The sequence below is a fragment of the Virgibacillus salinus genome (genome assembly GCF_900102415.1).
GTDB lineage: Bacteria > Bacillota > Bacilli > Bacillales > Amphibacillaceae > Lentibacillus > Lentibacillus subterraneus.
This window is the reverse complement of the sequence record NZ_FNKD01000001.1, coordinates 242,563-258,495: the sequence shown is the minus strand read 5'-3', so window position 1 is coordinate 258,495 and position 15,933 is coordinate 242,563. Positions and strand designations below refer to the sequence as shown.

The window sequence follows — 15,933 nt, the reverse complement described above, 5'->3', positions numbered from 1 at the left end:
CTTCCCAGCTAATTAACATGTTATCCTATAAATACACTACTATCATCGGGGTGATTATATGAAAATAGGAATTATTGGTTTGGGTGATATTGCCCAAAAAGGCTACTTGCCTGTTCTCTCTGAAAAAGAAGGAATTGAACTTGTTCTTTGTACTAGAAATGAAGACACGCTGAACCGGTTATCGGAGAAGTATAGAATTAATGAAAAGGTGCAAACAGTAGATGAACTGATCACCAAGAATATTGATGCTGCATTTGTAAGCACTGCTACAGAGGCACATTTTGAAATAGCTGAAAAATTACTTAGAAGTGGAATACACACATATATAGATAAGCCGATATCTATGAAGTTTCACGAAACCAAGAAAATTACAGAGCTCTCAAAAGAAACAAATACATTAGCCATGGTAGGTTTTAATAGAAGATTTATCCCGAAAGTTAAAGAGCTAAAGAAACATGGTAAACCAAGTCTGGTACTTATTCAAAAAAACAGATTTTCCTTACCAGATTATATAAGAAGATTTGTTGTAGAAGATTTCATACATGTTGTAGATACACTTAGATTTCTGATGGATACAACTGTTTTGGATGTAAAAGTAGTGAGCCTGAAAAATGGTGAAATGCTTGACCAACTGGTTATACAGCTTATTGGAGAAGGGTGTACCGCTATGGGGATAATGAACAGGAATGGCGGTGTCACCGAAGAAATCATTGAGTACTCTACTGGGCATGACAAATATGTAGTGAACGGTCTTGTTGAAACAACCCACTATCATAATAAAGAAATACGTATTGCTAAGTCTGGTGATTGGGAGCCAACATTATATAAACGTGGTTTCTATCAGATAGCAGATCATTTTATAGATTCCGTACAAAATAACAAAGTACCTGACCCGTCTATTGATGACTCACTCATCACTCATGAAATATGCGAAAGAATAGTGAAGCAGATTGATCAAGATGCTTAATAATAGGCACAAAATATTTTCAACAATATAGAAGTAAAGTCACATACTAATTATTTCAGTTTTGGAGTACAAAACTTAAGCGTATACAAACTCGTTAAAAATTCGTATCCCCCTTTTTACTGATGTGATAGTGTTTTTTTGCAAATTTATAATCAAAATGCTAGTGTATTTCGTTACATTTTTAAAGTAGATACGAAAATGTGAACGAAAGTATGGCAATTTTATGCGAAAAAGCTGATAAAAATGGGAAGACACCAGTTCAACGAGTAGGTGTTACAAATAAACAATTTGAATAGAAGATTTAATTTATTTCAAGTAACTGATAAAGAGCTTGGGGTTTACCAGCTCTTTGATATTTGGTTTTTCGTTTTTAGCTTTTCTCACGTTAGTGTAGCAATGAGTTTATTTAATGTTTAAAGAAAAGGCATAGCTTGCAGTACCTTGATCCCATTTCACCAGCACCTCATAAATAACCTTGCCTACCCCAGAAAAAACCACCTTATCAGACTCGTTAATGATATTGTTGTCGTCATCCCATATCCTTATGGTATAACTATCTGGCTCTTTTTCGAAGTCAAGTTTGACATTACTATCGGTTGTTACTACCATTGGGTTGTTACCTATATTTGTAATTAAAAATAAAAAAATCTCAGTTCACTGAACTGAGATTTTTCTTCTATTTATTTTCAAGTGCTTCTTAAACTAAAGCACCCGTTAGTTGATCAACTCAAAATATTTTTGTTTCTTCTTTCTTGAAAATACCAACCAATAACATAACTAGTCCGATTATGAAGATAAAGGGGAAAATATACCACATTATCAATCCTGCCCAACCACTTTCTACAATGACTGCATAGGTTAACCCTATCGCAAAAGCAAAAGCTGGTGAAATTGGTACCATAAGAGCAATGCCCCATACCTTATATTTCTTGTTTTTTGGTTTACCTACGCTTAGCTGATAAGCTACAAGCGCACCTATAAATGCAATTCCATACCCTATAAATATCGCCATTTTACCAATCCTTTCTCTATTTCAATATTCTCTTATTTCACAAACCTGCCTCTTTAGCAAAATAGGAGTTGCCGCATCAACAATCTCCTTCTTGTGTTAAAGCACCCGTTTGTTTAAGTACATCTTTTCACAAATACTATCTTCAGTTTAAAGAATTTTGAATCTTAGTAACAACTAAATGTGTTGAAATTAAAGAAAGAAAATATAGAACGGCACTAAGTCCCCCAGAATGTTCTACCAATATATTTGTTAAGAACATTACTAAAAAAGGAATTACTATTATTAGTCCAATGTAGATTCTTAAAGGCTCACTCATATTTATCTAACCTCCTGGCTATTACTATCCTGCTGCTTTAGTTAAACAAGGATGCAATTCCTTATTCAAGGAAAGCACCCGTTTGTTTAAGTACACTCTTTCACAATCATTTGAACTTTTTTGGTTTACATATCTTAATATTTATCAATCGTTACACCTATAACAGAAGTCCTTACAAGTTCCAGGTTCTGAAACCTTTTTAATTCCTTTGGCGTTCCACTTACTACTGCTCCATTAATAGTTGTGTCGTCTGTTGCATTTTCAGTGTACGGGTGTTCTTCCGAAACAGGAAATCCATAAGCATCTTCCCCGTGTTTTACTTTCCATGTATCATCATCCCATTTTTCTTCTAATCGTTCGAGTTTCTTTTCAGTTGCTTTATCAAGCCAAAGCCAAGTTACATTTTTATAGCCCAGCGTTTCACCTAATTCTTCCAGTGTTTTCGGTTCATTAAAAGAAAGCGCCACTTCAACCAATGTGTTTTCATCTAATCCGGTGGCTATTTTCAGTTCCTGGGGCAAAAAGTCATATCTTAAATTGGGGTAGTAGAAGTCAATCATTCGCTCATTATTAACCTTATTATACCGAACAACTCTATTCGCTTCCTTGTTGAATTTAGTCACTTTGCTCATTCCACTGCCACGATCAATTACTTCGACATTGCCTATAGCAGGATATTTTTTCGTCACAGTATCCCAAACAATTCTCCTGTTACCAATTGTTTTATAGTATGTTGTTTTGCCAACTACACTGAACAAATTATGATGATACATTGTGACACTGGTGATTTCTGCTCCTTGCTGATAACCCTCAACAAATATATTTGGCTGCTGTACTTCTTCTTTTTGGATTTTTTTATTAGTGAGATACTCACTGCCACTATAAACCAATACACTACATACAACCAACGTGATAATCGAGATAACGATATATAACATGATCTGTTTCCACTTTGTTTTCTTAATAGATTTTTGAAAAGAAGGATCGCTTGTGAAATCAATTTCCGAGTTCTGATTGGAATTTTTTTTATCGTCCATCATTTCCCTCCTCATATAGCTTGACTAACTTCTTTCTAGCTCGAAACATATTCGTCTTTACAGAACTGTTGCTAATACCTAGTAGTTTAGAAATTTCTTCATACGATAGCTCGGATTCGTATTTTAGTAGAAGAAGCTCCATAAATTGTGGTTTCAGCTTAGAAAGCAACCTATAAAGTTCTTCCCTACGCTCTTTTGCTAGAATAATCAATTCTGGCAGTTCATCTGCTTTATTTTCTTCCATATTTCCCTCTAAATTTAATATGTATTTTTTATTTTTCCGACATTGATCATAATAATAATTCAATGCCACCCGAACCAACCAGCTTCGTACTTTAGAGGAGCGAATGGAATCGGAAAATCTAAGGTATTTATATGCTGTTTCTTGTACCGCATCTTCAGCATCCGAGTGCGGAACACCTTTTTTTACTAAGTACCGAAACACAATATTTAGTTCGTTATTTAGTTCCTCATTTTTGTTTTGGTCTTCCATTGTCCCTCCCCCTATGTTTAGAAGACGTTTGAGCAAAGAAAAAGTTTACAAAGTTAAAGTGAAAACTTGTTCACTAATTTTAAGACTTATAATAAAAAGACTGCATCCGTCAGAAAGATACAGTTACTTAAATAAGAAAGCGACTGCCTGTTGTTCAGCAATCGCACCCGATAATGCAATAAGATTAAGTGTTTTTTTCTAATAACATCAATTTTTCAATGATTTTAAAACTCCTTCATTACGAATTAAGATCTCTTCTATTTTATGTTCCTTACTTAAATTAGCTTGCCCATTCACAATTTGAATTTCTGATAGTTCTTTACCTACTTTTTGTAGTTGTACTTCCATAGAGAAATTATAAATATCTTCATCTGAATTAGTTTTTTCAAATTTAATTTTAATAACTTTCAGATTATAATTATTTCGATATGCAGTTTTTAAGAATACAATTTCATTAGAAGCTAAACTGTATTCCATATACATATCTTCTGTAAAATAATCTTTGAATTGCTCTTCTGAATATTTACTTAAAGCTTTAAGTTCTTCCTCTGCTTCGTTAGTCTTCCAGATTTGTTTCAATTCATCTTCTGGACCTGTAAACATATTGTGTAACACAGCTTTAATTGTCTGTATATTTTCATCTTTCGTTTTCGTTTCTGTATTTTCTGTACAGCCAACTACCATTAAAAATAGTGAAGTAAATAAAGCGGCTGCAAAAAATTTGTATGTTCTTTTTTTCATATAAAATCACCTTTTATAAGTAATACGATGAATTACGTTATTAAGTTTCAAAACATAATTTTCATATCCCGTTCAACTAACCTGCTTCTATAGTTGAACAAGGGTGCAATTCCTTATTAAACGAAAGCACCAGTTAATTTAATAAGCATTTAACCAATTTCAATGTTCTCTTTTTCATTATAAGAAGTTTGAAAAGCATTATATAATACTTCTATTAAGTCTTCACCATCACTTGTAACGAAATAATTAGCTAAGCTGGTTATGTCGGAACTTATGTTATCTCCCCAAGGAGGCTGTAATGAAGTATCCTCAATGTCCCATACTACTTGTGATGGCTTGTAATTTTGAAGCCTTCTGTGAGCATCTTTTAATTCTTCTATTACTTTGGTTGATAAATCCCATTTCAAAGAACCTTGATAAAATTCGTTCATTAAAAAAGGATATTTTGTTCCCCATCCTTCTGGTTCCAAGTGATAAGAAATAGTTGAAAAGAAGGAGTGAAAAAAATCTCCTGAACCAATTTCATAATAAAAATCCCCCACATTTATGCCAATTCCCATAATTACAACCTCCTAAAATCTTATTGTCATTAAGTGACTCTTGTTGCCCATTACTGCTGCTTTAGTTGAACAAGAAATGTCTTTTCTTTATTGAAGTAAAGCACCCTTTAATACGGTAATTACTTTACTTACATTTCTTTTAAGCTTAAACTTTCGGTATCTTCTTCCCACTGTATAGTAATTTCATAGCTGGTTGGTTCTTCACTAAACTGAAAATCAATAGTCTTCTTTCCTTCTTCAGATAGGTGAAATGGCGTAGTAAATTCCATTTCCTTATATTTCCTGGACAACTCTATTTTTTCTTGTGGAATTGCCCCCTCACCAATGTATTCGACAATTAAGTTTTTATCTCTATCATATACAACCTTCCAATTTTCACTTTCCCCAACATAATACCCACTAGAAGTTTCTGAATACAATTCCGAGCATCCAGTCAGGTATAATCCGATTAACAGAAATAACATTAACTTTTTTTAATCATTTGATATCCCCTTGTTCCATAATCCTGCTGCGTTAGTTTAAGTGTAATCGTTCACAATATCTAAATTTATTTTATCATAAATATTCTGAATACCTTGTAAAATCAAGCGAAAACTATTCTACTCCCAATTTATTGGTAAATTAATGTATGACAATTTGCATTTGAATTTGTAGGTCAAAATGTAGACATACACTGGCTATTGTTATCCAACAAATTGGGGTACAAATTACACTACAATTTTAATGATTATTAAACCAAGCACACTATTACACCAACAAAAAAATGACCATCAAATTAGCATACAAATTGATAGTCATTTTACATTACATTTTTAATATTTGTGATAGGAAACGGAACCCGTTATCGTTTTTGGAGTGTTTTTTTAAAATTATACTCCAAAACCGAACTACATAGTCACATACCCAAGTTCTTTTTTGTAACTGGGATAATATGCCTTAACTATTTGTGATAGAGGATACTGGGGTTTATTTAAAATACACCTTTTCAACATTGTACTTTGATTTGAGTTCATTAATAATATACGTTTCATAGATCTCTCTGTGGGCAGGATCCCTGACAATACAAACTTCAATCTTGCTTACTTCATCCCTGTGCAATTTAATTGGCGATACATTATCATTAAAATGTTTTTTAATTCTTGGTCTTAACTTCCTTGCTTTACCAACAAACAAAAGCTCCTGGTTGTCGTTGTAAAACATGAAAATTCCACCCTTATCTCTTGTAATCAGGTGAAAATCTGTAAATCCGTATATATTACTAAGTTCCGGATTATCCTGTTTCGTAATGGTGACATCTGGTGTTGGGACTGTTATATTTATCATTATGCTCACTTCCTCTTCCTGCGTTGTTGTGTAAATGCTATCACAAATCGACATGTATTACTATTTCCATACATATTAAGCCAAATCGTGATAAATAAAAAACCTGGCATCCACCCTCTTCAAAGAGCAAATGCCAGATTTAACTATCGACTTGAGTAGTTTAGTATATGGAAAAGATGATTTATTAATGAATTCTTCTGTTTATTTAAGCACCAAAAGACTTAACTATGAGCCAGCTTCTTTTCGTTTAAATCCAACGCCTCCACTATTGAAGCATGAATTTCCCGAAAAAGCTCTGGGTTCTCGACTAGTGAAACGCCATAAGAAGGAATCATTTCTTTTATTTTCGGTTCCCACTCTTTTAAATATTGCGGGAAGCATTTTTCTATTACCTCAAGCATGACGTGAGCAGCAGTAGAAGCTCCCGGAGAGGCGCCTAGCAATGCTGCTATCGAACCATCAGTGGAAGTGATTACCTCTGTACCGAATTGAAGCGTTCCTTTGCCGCCTCCCTCTGTATCTTTGATAATCTGCACACGCTGCCCTGCTACAACTAAATCCCAATCCTCACTTTTGGCATTCGGGATAAACTCTCGTATTTCTTCCATACGCTTTTCCTTAGATAACATAACTTGCTCAATCAGATATTTTGTCAATGGCATCTCTTTAGTCCCTGCCGCCAACATCGTTACGAGGTTATTCGGTTTTACTGAATTTACTAAATCCAGCATGGAACCAGTTTTTAAGAACTTTGGCGAGAAGCCGGCAAATGGGCCAAACAACAGTGATTTTTTATTTTCGATATATCTTGTATCAAGATGCGGAACAGACATTGGCGGAGCACCAACCTTAGCCTTGCCGTATACTTTTGCTTGATGCTGTGCTACTACTTCCGGATTGTTACACACCATAAATTGCCCGCTTACCGGGAATCCTCCAACATGTTTTGATTCTGGAATACCGGTTTTTTGAAGTAAAGAAAGACTACCGCCCCCGCCACCGACAAAGACGAATCTAGAAGTATGGTATTCGATTTTGCCGTTAACGTTATCATGTACTTTTACTTCCCACTTGCCGTCACTGGTACGTTGGATATCCTCAACACTGTGCTTGTAGTTTACCTCGACATTGTTACTTTCCAAGTGGTCAAACAACTTGCGCGTTAAGGCACCAAAGTTAACATCCGTTCCAGAGTCGACTTTTGTGGCTGCTATCGGTTCATTCGATGTACGGCCTTCCATGATAAGCGGAATCCATTCCTTCAGTTTTTCAGGGGCATCGGAAAATTCCATCCCATGAAACAGAGGATTCTTTGATAGTGCTGCAAAACGCTTCTTCAGGAACGTTACATTTTTCTCTCCACGCACAAAACTCATATGAGGTAATGGCATGATAAAGTCCTGTGGATTATGAATCAGATTGCTGTTTACAAGATATGACCAAAACTGTCTTGAAAGCTGAAACTGTTCATTAATTTTTACAGCTTTGCTAATATCTATAGATCCGTCCTGTTTTTCGGAAGTATAGTTTAACTCGCACAGGGCAGAATGGCCAGTACCCGCATTATTCCATTCGTTAGAGCTTTCTTCTCCTGCTTTGTCGAGCTTCTCAAACGCTGTAATATCCCAATTTGGGGCCAACTCTTTCAGTAATGAACCCAAAGTCGCGCTCATAACTCCAGCACCAATTAAGATAACGTCTGTTTCTTTAGGCATGTTACTCATATTTATCATCCTTAAAATGTTAATTTTACAAAGGGTGTAGGCACAACCTAGTCAAATACCGTACACTATAATCCATTTATATTGTATCATATTTATTTAAATCATAGCTTAACAAATTAACAAACTATCTAAAAACGGAAGGAGATTGAATTTATCTAATCTCCTTCCGTTTAAAGAACTATCGAGTGACTTCATCTGATTATTATGTACGAATATTTCAATCACCTTGTCCCATACTAAGTCCAAAAAGGAGGGACATTCATGGCAAAACGAACAAAGAAAAATGACCCACAGCAAAAGAATAAACAAGGATTTGATTCCAGTAAAACGGATTCAGAATTCTCCAAGGAACTCGGTAGCGCTGCTGCAAATAAAGCACACAAAGAGAAAGCAAAAAAAGAACGAGCATCGAAAACGAAAAATTAGTGAGCAGAGATAAACTACAACATAAAAAGGAGTTCTAGCAGATATGTCTAAATCCAAACATCAACAGGAACGGGAATGGAAAGACAGAAAACAATCACAAAACCCACACGGAAAAGTTAGATCTTTTGAAGAGATAGCTGACGAAACAAGAAGAGATGGGAACAAGTAGGTAAGTCAAAAAAAGAGCCAAAACAGTGCAGTGAGGCGAATCCCCACTGCACTCACTGTCTACAGACTTACAAGTGTTTCCGTAATATGTATTCATACCGACTTTTTCATCAAATTTGAATACTATAAAAGGATTCGTTTGATAACTTTACTTAGTTTTTGAATTCCTTCTACTATCTCTTTTTCCTCCGCGTAACTAAATGATAGACGAAGGTATTCCGCTCCATCCTGCTGATTCAGGAAAAAATGTTTTCCTGGGATATAGGAGACACCTTCATCGAGAGCGTGGGTTAATAATTCCGATGTATCTGCGCCAGCAATTTTGACCCACACAAAGTAACCACCTTCAGACACATACCAGGAGACTGGTTTTGGCATGTATTGTTCCAATGCAGAAAGTAAGACCGTACACTTACGTTGATACGTTTCCCTTAAGGTCTTGAGCCGCTTCTCGAAGTCATTTTTTTCTAAAAAGGAAGCCATTGTTGCTTGAGCAAATGGATGGTCTAAATCCTTTTTAAACCAAGCCACAGCGGTAATCAATTCGGGTGTTGCAGTAATCCATCCGATACGCATTCCCGGCGCTACTACCTTGGATAAAGAACCAAGATGCATTACACGGCCTTCGTTGTCCATTGCTTTTAATGGGTCTGGTTGTTCATCAAAGTATAATTCGCCATAAGCGTCATCTTCTAAAATCAGAAAATCATATTTGGCAGCAAGCTCCAGCACATGTTTCCGGCGATCCATTGTCATCGTTGTACCTGTTGGATTTTGAAAAGTTGGGATGGTATATAAAATACGAGGAAGCGGGAGCCCTTCCCTTTTCCTTTCCGCTAACATCGCTTCTAATTTATTTGTTTGCAGGCCATTTTCATCCACTGGGATACTAATAAAGTGCTTCGTATAGTTTTGGAATACTTCTAACGCTTCCATATACGTTGGCGACTCTATGGCAACGACAGTTTCATGATCCATTATAATGCGGGCAACTAGATCGATCGCCTGACATGCTCCAGATGTAATGAGAAGTTCTTCTTCTGAAACACGGATACCGCGACGTAACAACCTATCATTAATCTGCTCCTTTAGCTTTGCCATTTTAGGGCTTCCAACATAATGCAACGGTAAATCCTTCTCTTCCTCAAGCAGGAGGGTAACTGCTGCTTGAAGCTGTTCAACTGGGATAAGGTTAGGTGCAGGGAATCCAGAGCTTAAACGTATACAACCATCTGGAAGTGTTGGCATCCATTCGCCTGGTGGGTTATTTTTAAGTGCGGCTTTCGTGCTTTCAGTGAAAAAAGATTCACTATTCATTTCTATCAATCACCTTTCCATTAAAACGTGCTGTTATATGCAGATCACTACTTCATAATACCAAAAATAGAAAGCATTGGTGGCGAATACCAATGCTTTTTAGTCTAATTCACTAGAAAAATAACAGATGTGCCATTAATGCAGCAACTGGCAACGTCACGACTGTTCTTTGCAGGAAAATAATAAACAGTTGAGCAAATGAAACTGGAATTTTGGATTTTATTAATAGGATGCCAATTTCAGACATGTATATCAACTGGGATAAGGACATTACACCTATAACAAAACGTGTAAGCTCTGACTCAATCCCACTTCCAATTACAGCTGGTAAAAACATATCTGCAAAACCAACAAGCATAGCAGGTGCAGCAGCTTGAGCCTCTGGAATTTGCAGTAATTGAAGTAATGGCACGAAAGGATATGATAAGTAATTAAAGATAGGCGTAAACTCCGCAATAACAAGTGCAACCGTTCCTAACGCCATCACCAATGGTATTAGAGCGAACCAAATATCGATCACATTCTGTACCCCGCTTTTTATAACACCGGGATAACTCTTGACTTGGTCCGCTTTTTCAACAGCCTTTTTTAATCCCCACCGGAAACTAGATACCCCTTCTGGCACAACTTCATCTATTTGTTTCCCAACCGGCTCGTAATACGTATTTTTCTTAATTGAGAGAGGCGGGATCCTTGGACAAATAATAGCAGCAATTACTCCTGTTACAATTACGGTAAAATAGAACTGGATAAACATATGGTCAATATTTAAAAACCTTGCAATCACAAGACTAAAGGCAATCGAAGCAATGGAGAAGTTCGTTGCAACAACAGATGCTTCACGCTTTGTATAGTAACCAGATTCATATTGTTGTGTTGTTAATAATACACCCACTGTTCCACTTCCCATCCATGATGCTAATGCATCAACAGAGGAACGTCCAGGTAGTTTAAATAAAGGAAACATTACTCTACGTACCAATGTTCCTATAAAATCCATCAAGCCAAATTGAAGTAAAAGAGGCATAAATAAACAAGCAAATAAGAACCAGACCATTAATACCGGAATTAAATCATATAATACTACCCCGCCTGTAATACTCGACCAAATAAATTCAGGACCTATTTGATTCAATGTAAAGACAGCAAATAATGCGCCAATACATCTCAAGATTAACCAGAACGGCGTAATATCAAATAAAGCCGTTAAGAATGCACTCTTTTTAACCGCTTCTATTGTGGTATATTTAACGATCAAACTACCAGCAGCAGAAACACAGAGGATAATTGTCATTATTGAAGGAATATAATCAGCTATTGCACCCTGTAAACCATCCGCTAAAACCCCTAATCCGATTGTTACTTTTCCATTTACAGAAATAGGGACTAAGAACAGCAAAACGCCAATTAATGAGGGAAGCCAAAAAGCCAAATATTGTTTGGCTGTAAACTCCTTTTTGTTCGTAACTTCTTCTGCCTGTTGTAGTTTTTCAGTTAACATGTAGACTCTCCCCAACTTTTATATTTTAAGCAGTTTTTGTAGATTTTGTAGATCGTGTTATCCCGCTAATCTTAATAACTCATAATATATCATTTATTTGCATAATTATGCAATTACTTATCTTATCTTTCAATATGTAAATTGCCTTAATAAAAAAGCCTGTTTTCTTTTTTACGAACTAGAAAGCAGGCTTTTAGAATAGATAAATAAATGTATAAAATATAGTATCTTTTTTTATTAAATTGCTCCGACTTACTTTAAAAACTTCGTCCTCCACACAGAAAAACGCATTACCTGGTGCGGAAAAGTCATTTTGGAGAAAGCATGGGGTTCAACCGCTTCCATGCCTCAAAATGGAAGCATGAGAACCGTCCCCGTGCGTCTCAAACTGAATTAGTAGGTTGATCCCTTTTTGCTTCTTTCATAATTGGCTATTCACTATTTATTTTAATAATTATAATACGATAGGCAACAATAGAATTGAATTTCCCAAAGAAAAGAGGCGAATTGGTGAATGCTGTTAAAGTATAAAAACTTTTTTTCAGTTCTGGGTCAATGGATTATCTTTGGAAGCATAATTGGTATCGTTGTTGGCTCGACAACCTATTTCCTTTTAGAGATGAACGATTATCTAGGAGATGATATACGATTAAAAAGGGATTGGCTTATCTTCCTTCTCCCCTTTGGAGGAATTATCATAGGATTCATATATATGAACTACGGAAAGGTACTTTTGAATAATACTTTGAATGACACTGCTGAACTAAATAATCTGGTGATAGACTCAGTTCATGGAAAAAAAGAGGTACCTCGGAGAATGGGACCTATCGTTTATTTCGCGACTTTTGTCACAGTCCTTTTTGGAGGTTCAACTGGAAGAGAAGGTGCAGCTGTCCAAATGGGAGGAAGTGTCGCTGCTGCGGTAAACAAATTTTTTAAGGTAAACATATTCGACAAGAGAATTTTAATGATGAGCGGGATAAGTGCTGGTTTTGGTTCTGCATTTGGAGCACCTATAACAGGTGCTGTTTTTGGCATGGAGATGACTGCTTTAGGAAAGCTGAAATTTGAAGCACTTGTTCCTTGTCTTACGGCAAGCTTTGTTGGTCATTATGTAACTGCAGCAGCATGGGGACATAAACACGAAGAATTTATAATACAAACCGTACCGGAAATATCTATTAGTACATTTATAATAGTTATTCTTCTATCAGTCATTTTTAGCCTAATAAGTGTTTTATACTGTCAGTTGAGGCATGGGATAGAAAAATTTTCTGAGAAACTTTTCAAAAAAAACCATATGAAAAGAGCCTTTTTTGGAGGTATTGTCATTGTGGTACTAACTTTAATTGTTAGTTCACAAGATTACAATGGCCGAGGATTACAGATGTTAGAACAATCTTTTATAGAAGACGTTCCACCCTTTGCTTTCCTGGCCAAGCTAATATTTACAGCAGTGACTCTTGGTACCGGCTTCGTTGGCGGTGAAGCCATACCTTTATTTTTCATTGGAGCAACATTAGGCAATACCTTACATACATTCATCGATTTACCTATGTCATTTCTCGCTGCATTGGGATTAATTGCTGTTTTTAGCGGAGGGGCTAATACCCCTATAGCAGCATTCCTGCTGGCAATGGAGATGTTTGATGGAAAAGGGTTAGAGTACTTTTTTGTTGCTTGTTTAGTCAGCTATCTATTCTCAGGACATCATGGACTATGGCCATCTCAAAAAATATATGAGCCTAAAAGCAGGTTATATAATACTCTTCGCGCGGAAACTATTGAAAACGTTGAAAAAAAGAAAAAACTTTAGAAAACTAGACGTAAAACAGCAATAAGTAGCCGTTTTATTGCTCTAGTTCTATAAAGACACTTCACTAAAGAATAAAGTAAATGATTTCATCCACAATAAACACTAGATATTAAACCAGAAAGAGTCAACCGTAAGTATATTTTAGTAACATTTGAAAAGAGGGGATCCTATTGGATTTACACTTCATATGGAAAGCTGTCGTCGTCGTGATAGGAGGAATCCTGATTTTACGGTTAGCTGGAAGAAAATCAGTCTCACAGCTTACTGTTGCTCAGACCGTCATGATGATAGCTGTTGGATCATTAATTATTCAACCTGTTGGCGATAGGAACATTTGGATTACAATGTTGATTACATTTTTAATGGTAGCTACACTTCTTTTTATTGAGTATATCGTTTTGAAATCGAATGCTCTTGAAACTTTAATTTATGGTAAAGGACTTGTAGTAGTTGAAAATGGCCAAATTAATGAAAGTAATTTAAAGAAGCTGCGGTTAACGGTTGATATGCTTGAAGTACGAATGAGACAACAAAACATTCAGCATTTTACTGATTTACAATGGGCTACTATAGAATCGAACGGTCAGTTAGGATATATGTTAAAGCCTGATAAACAATACGCTACTAAAGAGGATATTGAGATGCTTAAATCGATGATTGAATCAAATCGATCTAATCCTCCAAATGAACCATCAAAAACAAAAACAAGTGTGTCAGATAACATATTTACTGAGGTTAAAAATAGAAAGCATAAAGAAAAACCCAAAGAGAATTTGGATTAACAGTAATGATAAAAAATTCCAACTAAGCATGATGATTTACGTTTTCTCACTTTTATGATGATTGATTGGAGCGGAGGGCAGTCACTCCTGCGGGAACAGCACGTGTCCGAAGACCTCGATTAGGTGCGCCTGCGTCTTCTAGTAGCGCTCCGAAGTACCCGATTGCGATAAACATTTCGAGGTTGTAGTGCTTCGTTTTTCAGTTTGGTAGATTAGGATGTCCGTTTCATTCGGCATTAGATAACTCTTTTTATTTCTTATTTTCTATTATTTTATTACCTAATTAATTAACATAATCAGGAACATTTGTTCTTGTATTGTTATTAGAAAACTTGGCTTATCGCCAATCCTTAATGGCAAAAGCCTTAGTTGCACTTATGCAGTAAGAAAGTATTTATACTTTCTTATCTGCCAAAAAAATCCTTCAAACTTGTAATAGTTTAAAGGAATTAAAATCACATCATCTATATTGAACAAGAATTAACGAAATGCTTTTGCTGCAGTGCACAAATCCCCTACATCAAAACCGCAACCAGTCCCGGCGTTATAACCGATACAACTACCGCACTGACAACCATTGCAATCGTGCTGACTGATCCTGCGAGCTGGTCATGTTCCATGATGGTTGCTGTTCCGATGGCATGTGATGCACTACCCATCCCGACACCGCGTCCGATCGGGTGATGAATCCGGAAACATTTCATAACTGTTGAGCTGATTAGCACTCCGCCAATTCCCGCTATCATCACAAAAACTGCCGCCAAAGGTGTTGCTCCGCCAAGCGTGTCCGTGATGGCCATGGCTACCGGGGTAGTGACGGATTTTGGAGCAAGTGAATGGATAATCAACTGATCAACCCCCGACCATTTTGCCAGTAAAACACCCGTTGACACGCCGACCGCTGCTCCTAGCATCGTTCCGCTAAGAATAGGTACCAGCAATTTTTTCAATATTTTTCTCCGCTGATAAACCGGATAGGCGAGCGCCACAATCGCAGGACCCAGCATATGGTCTATCCATTCCCCGCCACGCATGTAGATTTCATAAGGAATTTGAAACGCCAATAAGATAGCAATGATGATAACCGTAGCTATAATGACAGGTATGGTAAATGGAGAATTGAATTTCTTGTATATATAGACTGCCGCAGCATATATCCCAACTGTACCGGTAATAGCAGCAACGGCAATAAGGCTATCAATCATGTTCTACTTCCTTCCCACGCATCATCCATTGAGTCACAAGTCCTGATCCTGCCATCACAAGCACCGTACTCACGAGAACGATTACAATCAGGAGAAATCCCTTTCCGTAAAAGACCCCGAAATAATTTATAATCCCGACCGTAGCCGGAATGAAAAACAGCGTTAAATGTTTCACAAAAAAATCGGCACCCTTTTCAACCCACACGTCATTCACAACATTTGTTGAGAGCAGGATAAACAGAATAATTAACCCGATGACACTCCCGGGCACAAATAAATTCAATGCTTCCTGGATCCAATGTCCAATTAAATAGATTCCATACAAAAAAGCAATTTGGATAATTATTTTACATACCTTCAGCAATTGACGACACTTCTTTCGGAACAAAATTATAGTAGAAAGCTTTAATTGCACTTATGCAGTAAGAAAACAGCCGATAAAGTCTATCATAGATTGATTCAGACTATTTGAAAAGTGAACAGGCTCCTTACTGACAAATAATAGTAACGTACAGACTGTGTCAGCGATGATTTCATCCTGAAAA

The 15,933-nt window shown here is 36.4% G+C and carries 18 protein-coding genes; 5 read left to right on the top strand and 13 right to left on the bottom strand.

Annotated features, from left to right (window positions below; translation table 11 throughout):
- Positions 1–58: 58 nt before the first annotated feature.
- Positions 59–967: a Gfo/Idh/MocA family protein gene (locus BLS02_RS01360; protein ID WP_092491167.1), complete on the top strand. Its 909-nt coding sequence runs from the start codon at positions 59–61 to the stop codon at positions 965–967.
- A 402-nt stretch (positions 968–1,369) separates the two neighbouring features.
- Here the strand turns inward: BLS02_RS01360 and BLS02_RS01355 are convergent, their stop codons facing one another.
- The 9 genes from BLS02_RS01355 to BLS02_RS01315 form a co-directional block, all read right to left on the bottom strand.
- Positions 1,370–1,576, bottom strand: coding sequence for a hypothetical protein (locus tag BLS02_RS01355; RefSeq protein WP_092491166.1), 207 nt, complete (start codon positions 1,574–1,576; stop codon positions 1,370–1,372).
- A gap of 118 nt (positions 1,577–1,694) precedes the next feature.
- A complete protein-coding gene (locus BLS02_RS01350; RefSeq protein ID WP_092491165.1) occupies positions 1,695–1,979 on the bottom strand; it encodes a hypothetical protein in 285 nt (94 codons plus the stop codon).
- Between the two features lie 450 nt (positions 1,980–2,429).
- Positions 2,430–3,332: an anti sigma factor C-terminal domain-containing protein gene (locus BLS02_RS01345; RefSeq protein WP_175559416.1), complete on the bottom strand. Its 903-nt coding sequence runs from the start codon at positions 3,330–3,332 to the stop codon at positions 2,430–2,432.
- Complete coding sequence (locus BLS02_RS01340) at positions 3,322–3,825, bottom strand: RNA polymerase sigma factor (protein WP_092491163.1); 504 nt, start codon at positions 3,823–3,825, stop codon at positions 3,322–3,324. Before BLS02_RS01340 ends, BLS02_RS01345 begins: the two co-directional genes overlap by 11 nt.
- A gap of 207 nt (positions 3,826–4,032) precedes the next feature.
- A complete protein-coding gene (locus tag BLS02_RS01335) occupies positions 4,033–4,566 on the bottom strand; it encodes a hypothetical protein (protein WP_092491162.1) in 534 nt (177 codons plus the stop codon).
- A 149-nt stretch (positions 4,567–4,715) separates the two neighbouring features.
- The gene (locus tag BLS02_RS01330) at positions 4,716–5,126 is read right to left on the bottom strand and encodes an immunity 70 family protein (protein WP_092491161.1); all 411 of its coding nucleotides are present in this window, start codon (positions 5,124–5,126) and stop codon (positions 4,716–4,718) included.
- A gap of 128 nt (positions 5,127–5,254) precedes the next feature.
- Complete coding sequence (locus BLS02_RS01325) at positions 5,255–5,545, bottom strand: hypothetical protein (protein WP_139180749.1); 291 nt, start codon at positions 5,543–5,545, stop codon at positions 5,255–5,257.
- 547 nt (positions 5,546–6,092) lie between these two features.
- Entirely contained in the window at positions 6,093–6,449 is a 357-nt protein-coding gene (locus BLS02_RS01320) for a nucleotide excision repair endonuclease (protein WP_092491159.1), read from the bottom strand.
- 221 nt (positions 6,450–6,670) lie between these two features.
- Complete coding sequence (locus BLS02_RS01315; protein ID WP_092491158.1) at positions 6,671–8,173, bottom strand: malate:quinone oxidoreductase; 1,503 nt, start codon at positions 8,171–8,173, stop codon at positions 6,671–6,673.
- 261 nt (positions 8,174–8,434) lie between these two features.
- On the opposite strand from BLS02_RS01315, the gene BLS02_RS18855 reads away from it, so the two are divergent.
- Together BLS02_RS18855 and BLS02_RS19120 are read left to right on the top strand one after the other, a co-directional pair.
- Positions 8,435–8,599 carry a hypothetical protein gene (locus tag BLS02_RS18855; RefSeq protein WP_175559415.1) on the top strand — a complete coding sequence of 55 codons (165 nt, stop codon included), beginning with the start codon at positions 8,435–8,437 and terminating at the stop codon, positions 8,597–8,599.
- Between the two features lie 43 nt (positions 8,600–8,642).
- Entirely contained in the window at positions 8,643–8,768 is a 126-nt protein-coding gene (locus BLS02_RS19120; protein ID WP_254788701.1) for a DUF6254 family protein, read from the top strand.
- Between the two features lie 122 nt (positions 8,769–8,890).
- On the opposite strand, the gene BLS02_RS01310 is transcribed toward BLS02_RS19120, so the two are convergent.
- Positions 8,891–10,084 carry an aminotransferase-like domain-containing protein gene (locus BLS02_RS01310; RefSeq protein WP_092491157.1) on the bottom strand — a complete coding sequence of 398 codons (1,194 nt, stop codon included), beginning with the start codon at positions 10,082–10,084 and terminating at the stop codon, positions 8,891–8,893.
- A 112-nt stretch (positions 10,085–10,196) separates the two neighbouring features.
- Positions 10,197–11,585, bottom strand: coding sequence for a YjiH family protein (locus BLS02_RS01305; RefSeq protein ID WP_092491156.1), 1,389 nt, complete (start codon positions 11,583–11,585; stop codon positions 10,197–10,199).
- Positions 11,586–12,099: 514 nt separating this feature from the next.
- Here BLS02_RS01305 and BLS02_RS01300 point away from each other — a divergent pair.
- Positions 12,100–13,401, top strand: coding sequence for a voltage-gated chloride channel family protein (locus tag BLS02_RS01300; RefSeq protein ID WP_092491155.1), 1,302 nt, complete (start codon positions 12,100–12,102; stop codon positions 13,399–13,401).
- 170 nt (positions 13,402–13,571) lie between these two features.
- Positions 13,572–14,183 (top strand): DUF421 domain-containing protein, encoded by a 612-nt coding sequence (locus tag BLS02_RS01295; RefSeq protein ID WP_092491154.1) that lies wholly within the window; start codon positions 13,572–13,574, stop codon positions 14,181–14,183.
- Positions 14,184–14,698: 515 nt separating this feature from the next.
- Here the strand turns inward: BLS02_RS01295 and BLS02_RS01290 are convergent.
- Together BLS02_RS01290 and BLS02_RS01285 are read right to left on the bottom strand one after the other, a co-directional pair.
- Positions 14,699–15,388 carry an LrgB family protein gene (locus tag BLS02_RS01290; protein ID WP_092491153.1) on the bottom strand — a complete coding sequence of 230 codons (690 nt, stop codon included), beginning with the start codon at positions 15,386–15,388 and terminating at the stop codon, positions 14,699–14,701.
- On the bottom strand, positions 15,381–15,752 hold the full coding sequence (locus BLS02_RS01285; RefSeq protein WP_092491152.1) for a CidA/LrgA family protein: 372 nt from the start codon (positions 15,750–15,752) through the stop codon (positions 15,381–15,383). Before BLS02_RS01285 ends, BLS02_RS01290 begins: the two co-directional genes overlap by 8 nt.
- Positions 15,753–15,933: the final 181 nt, after the last annotated feature.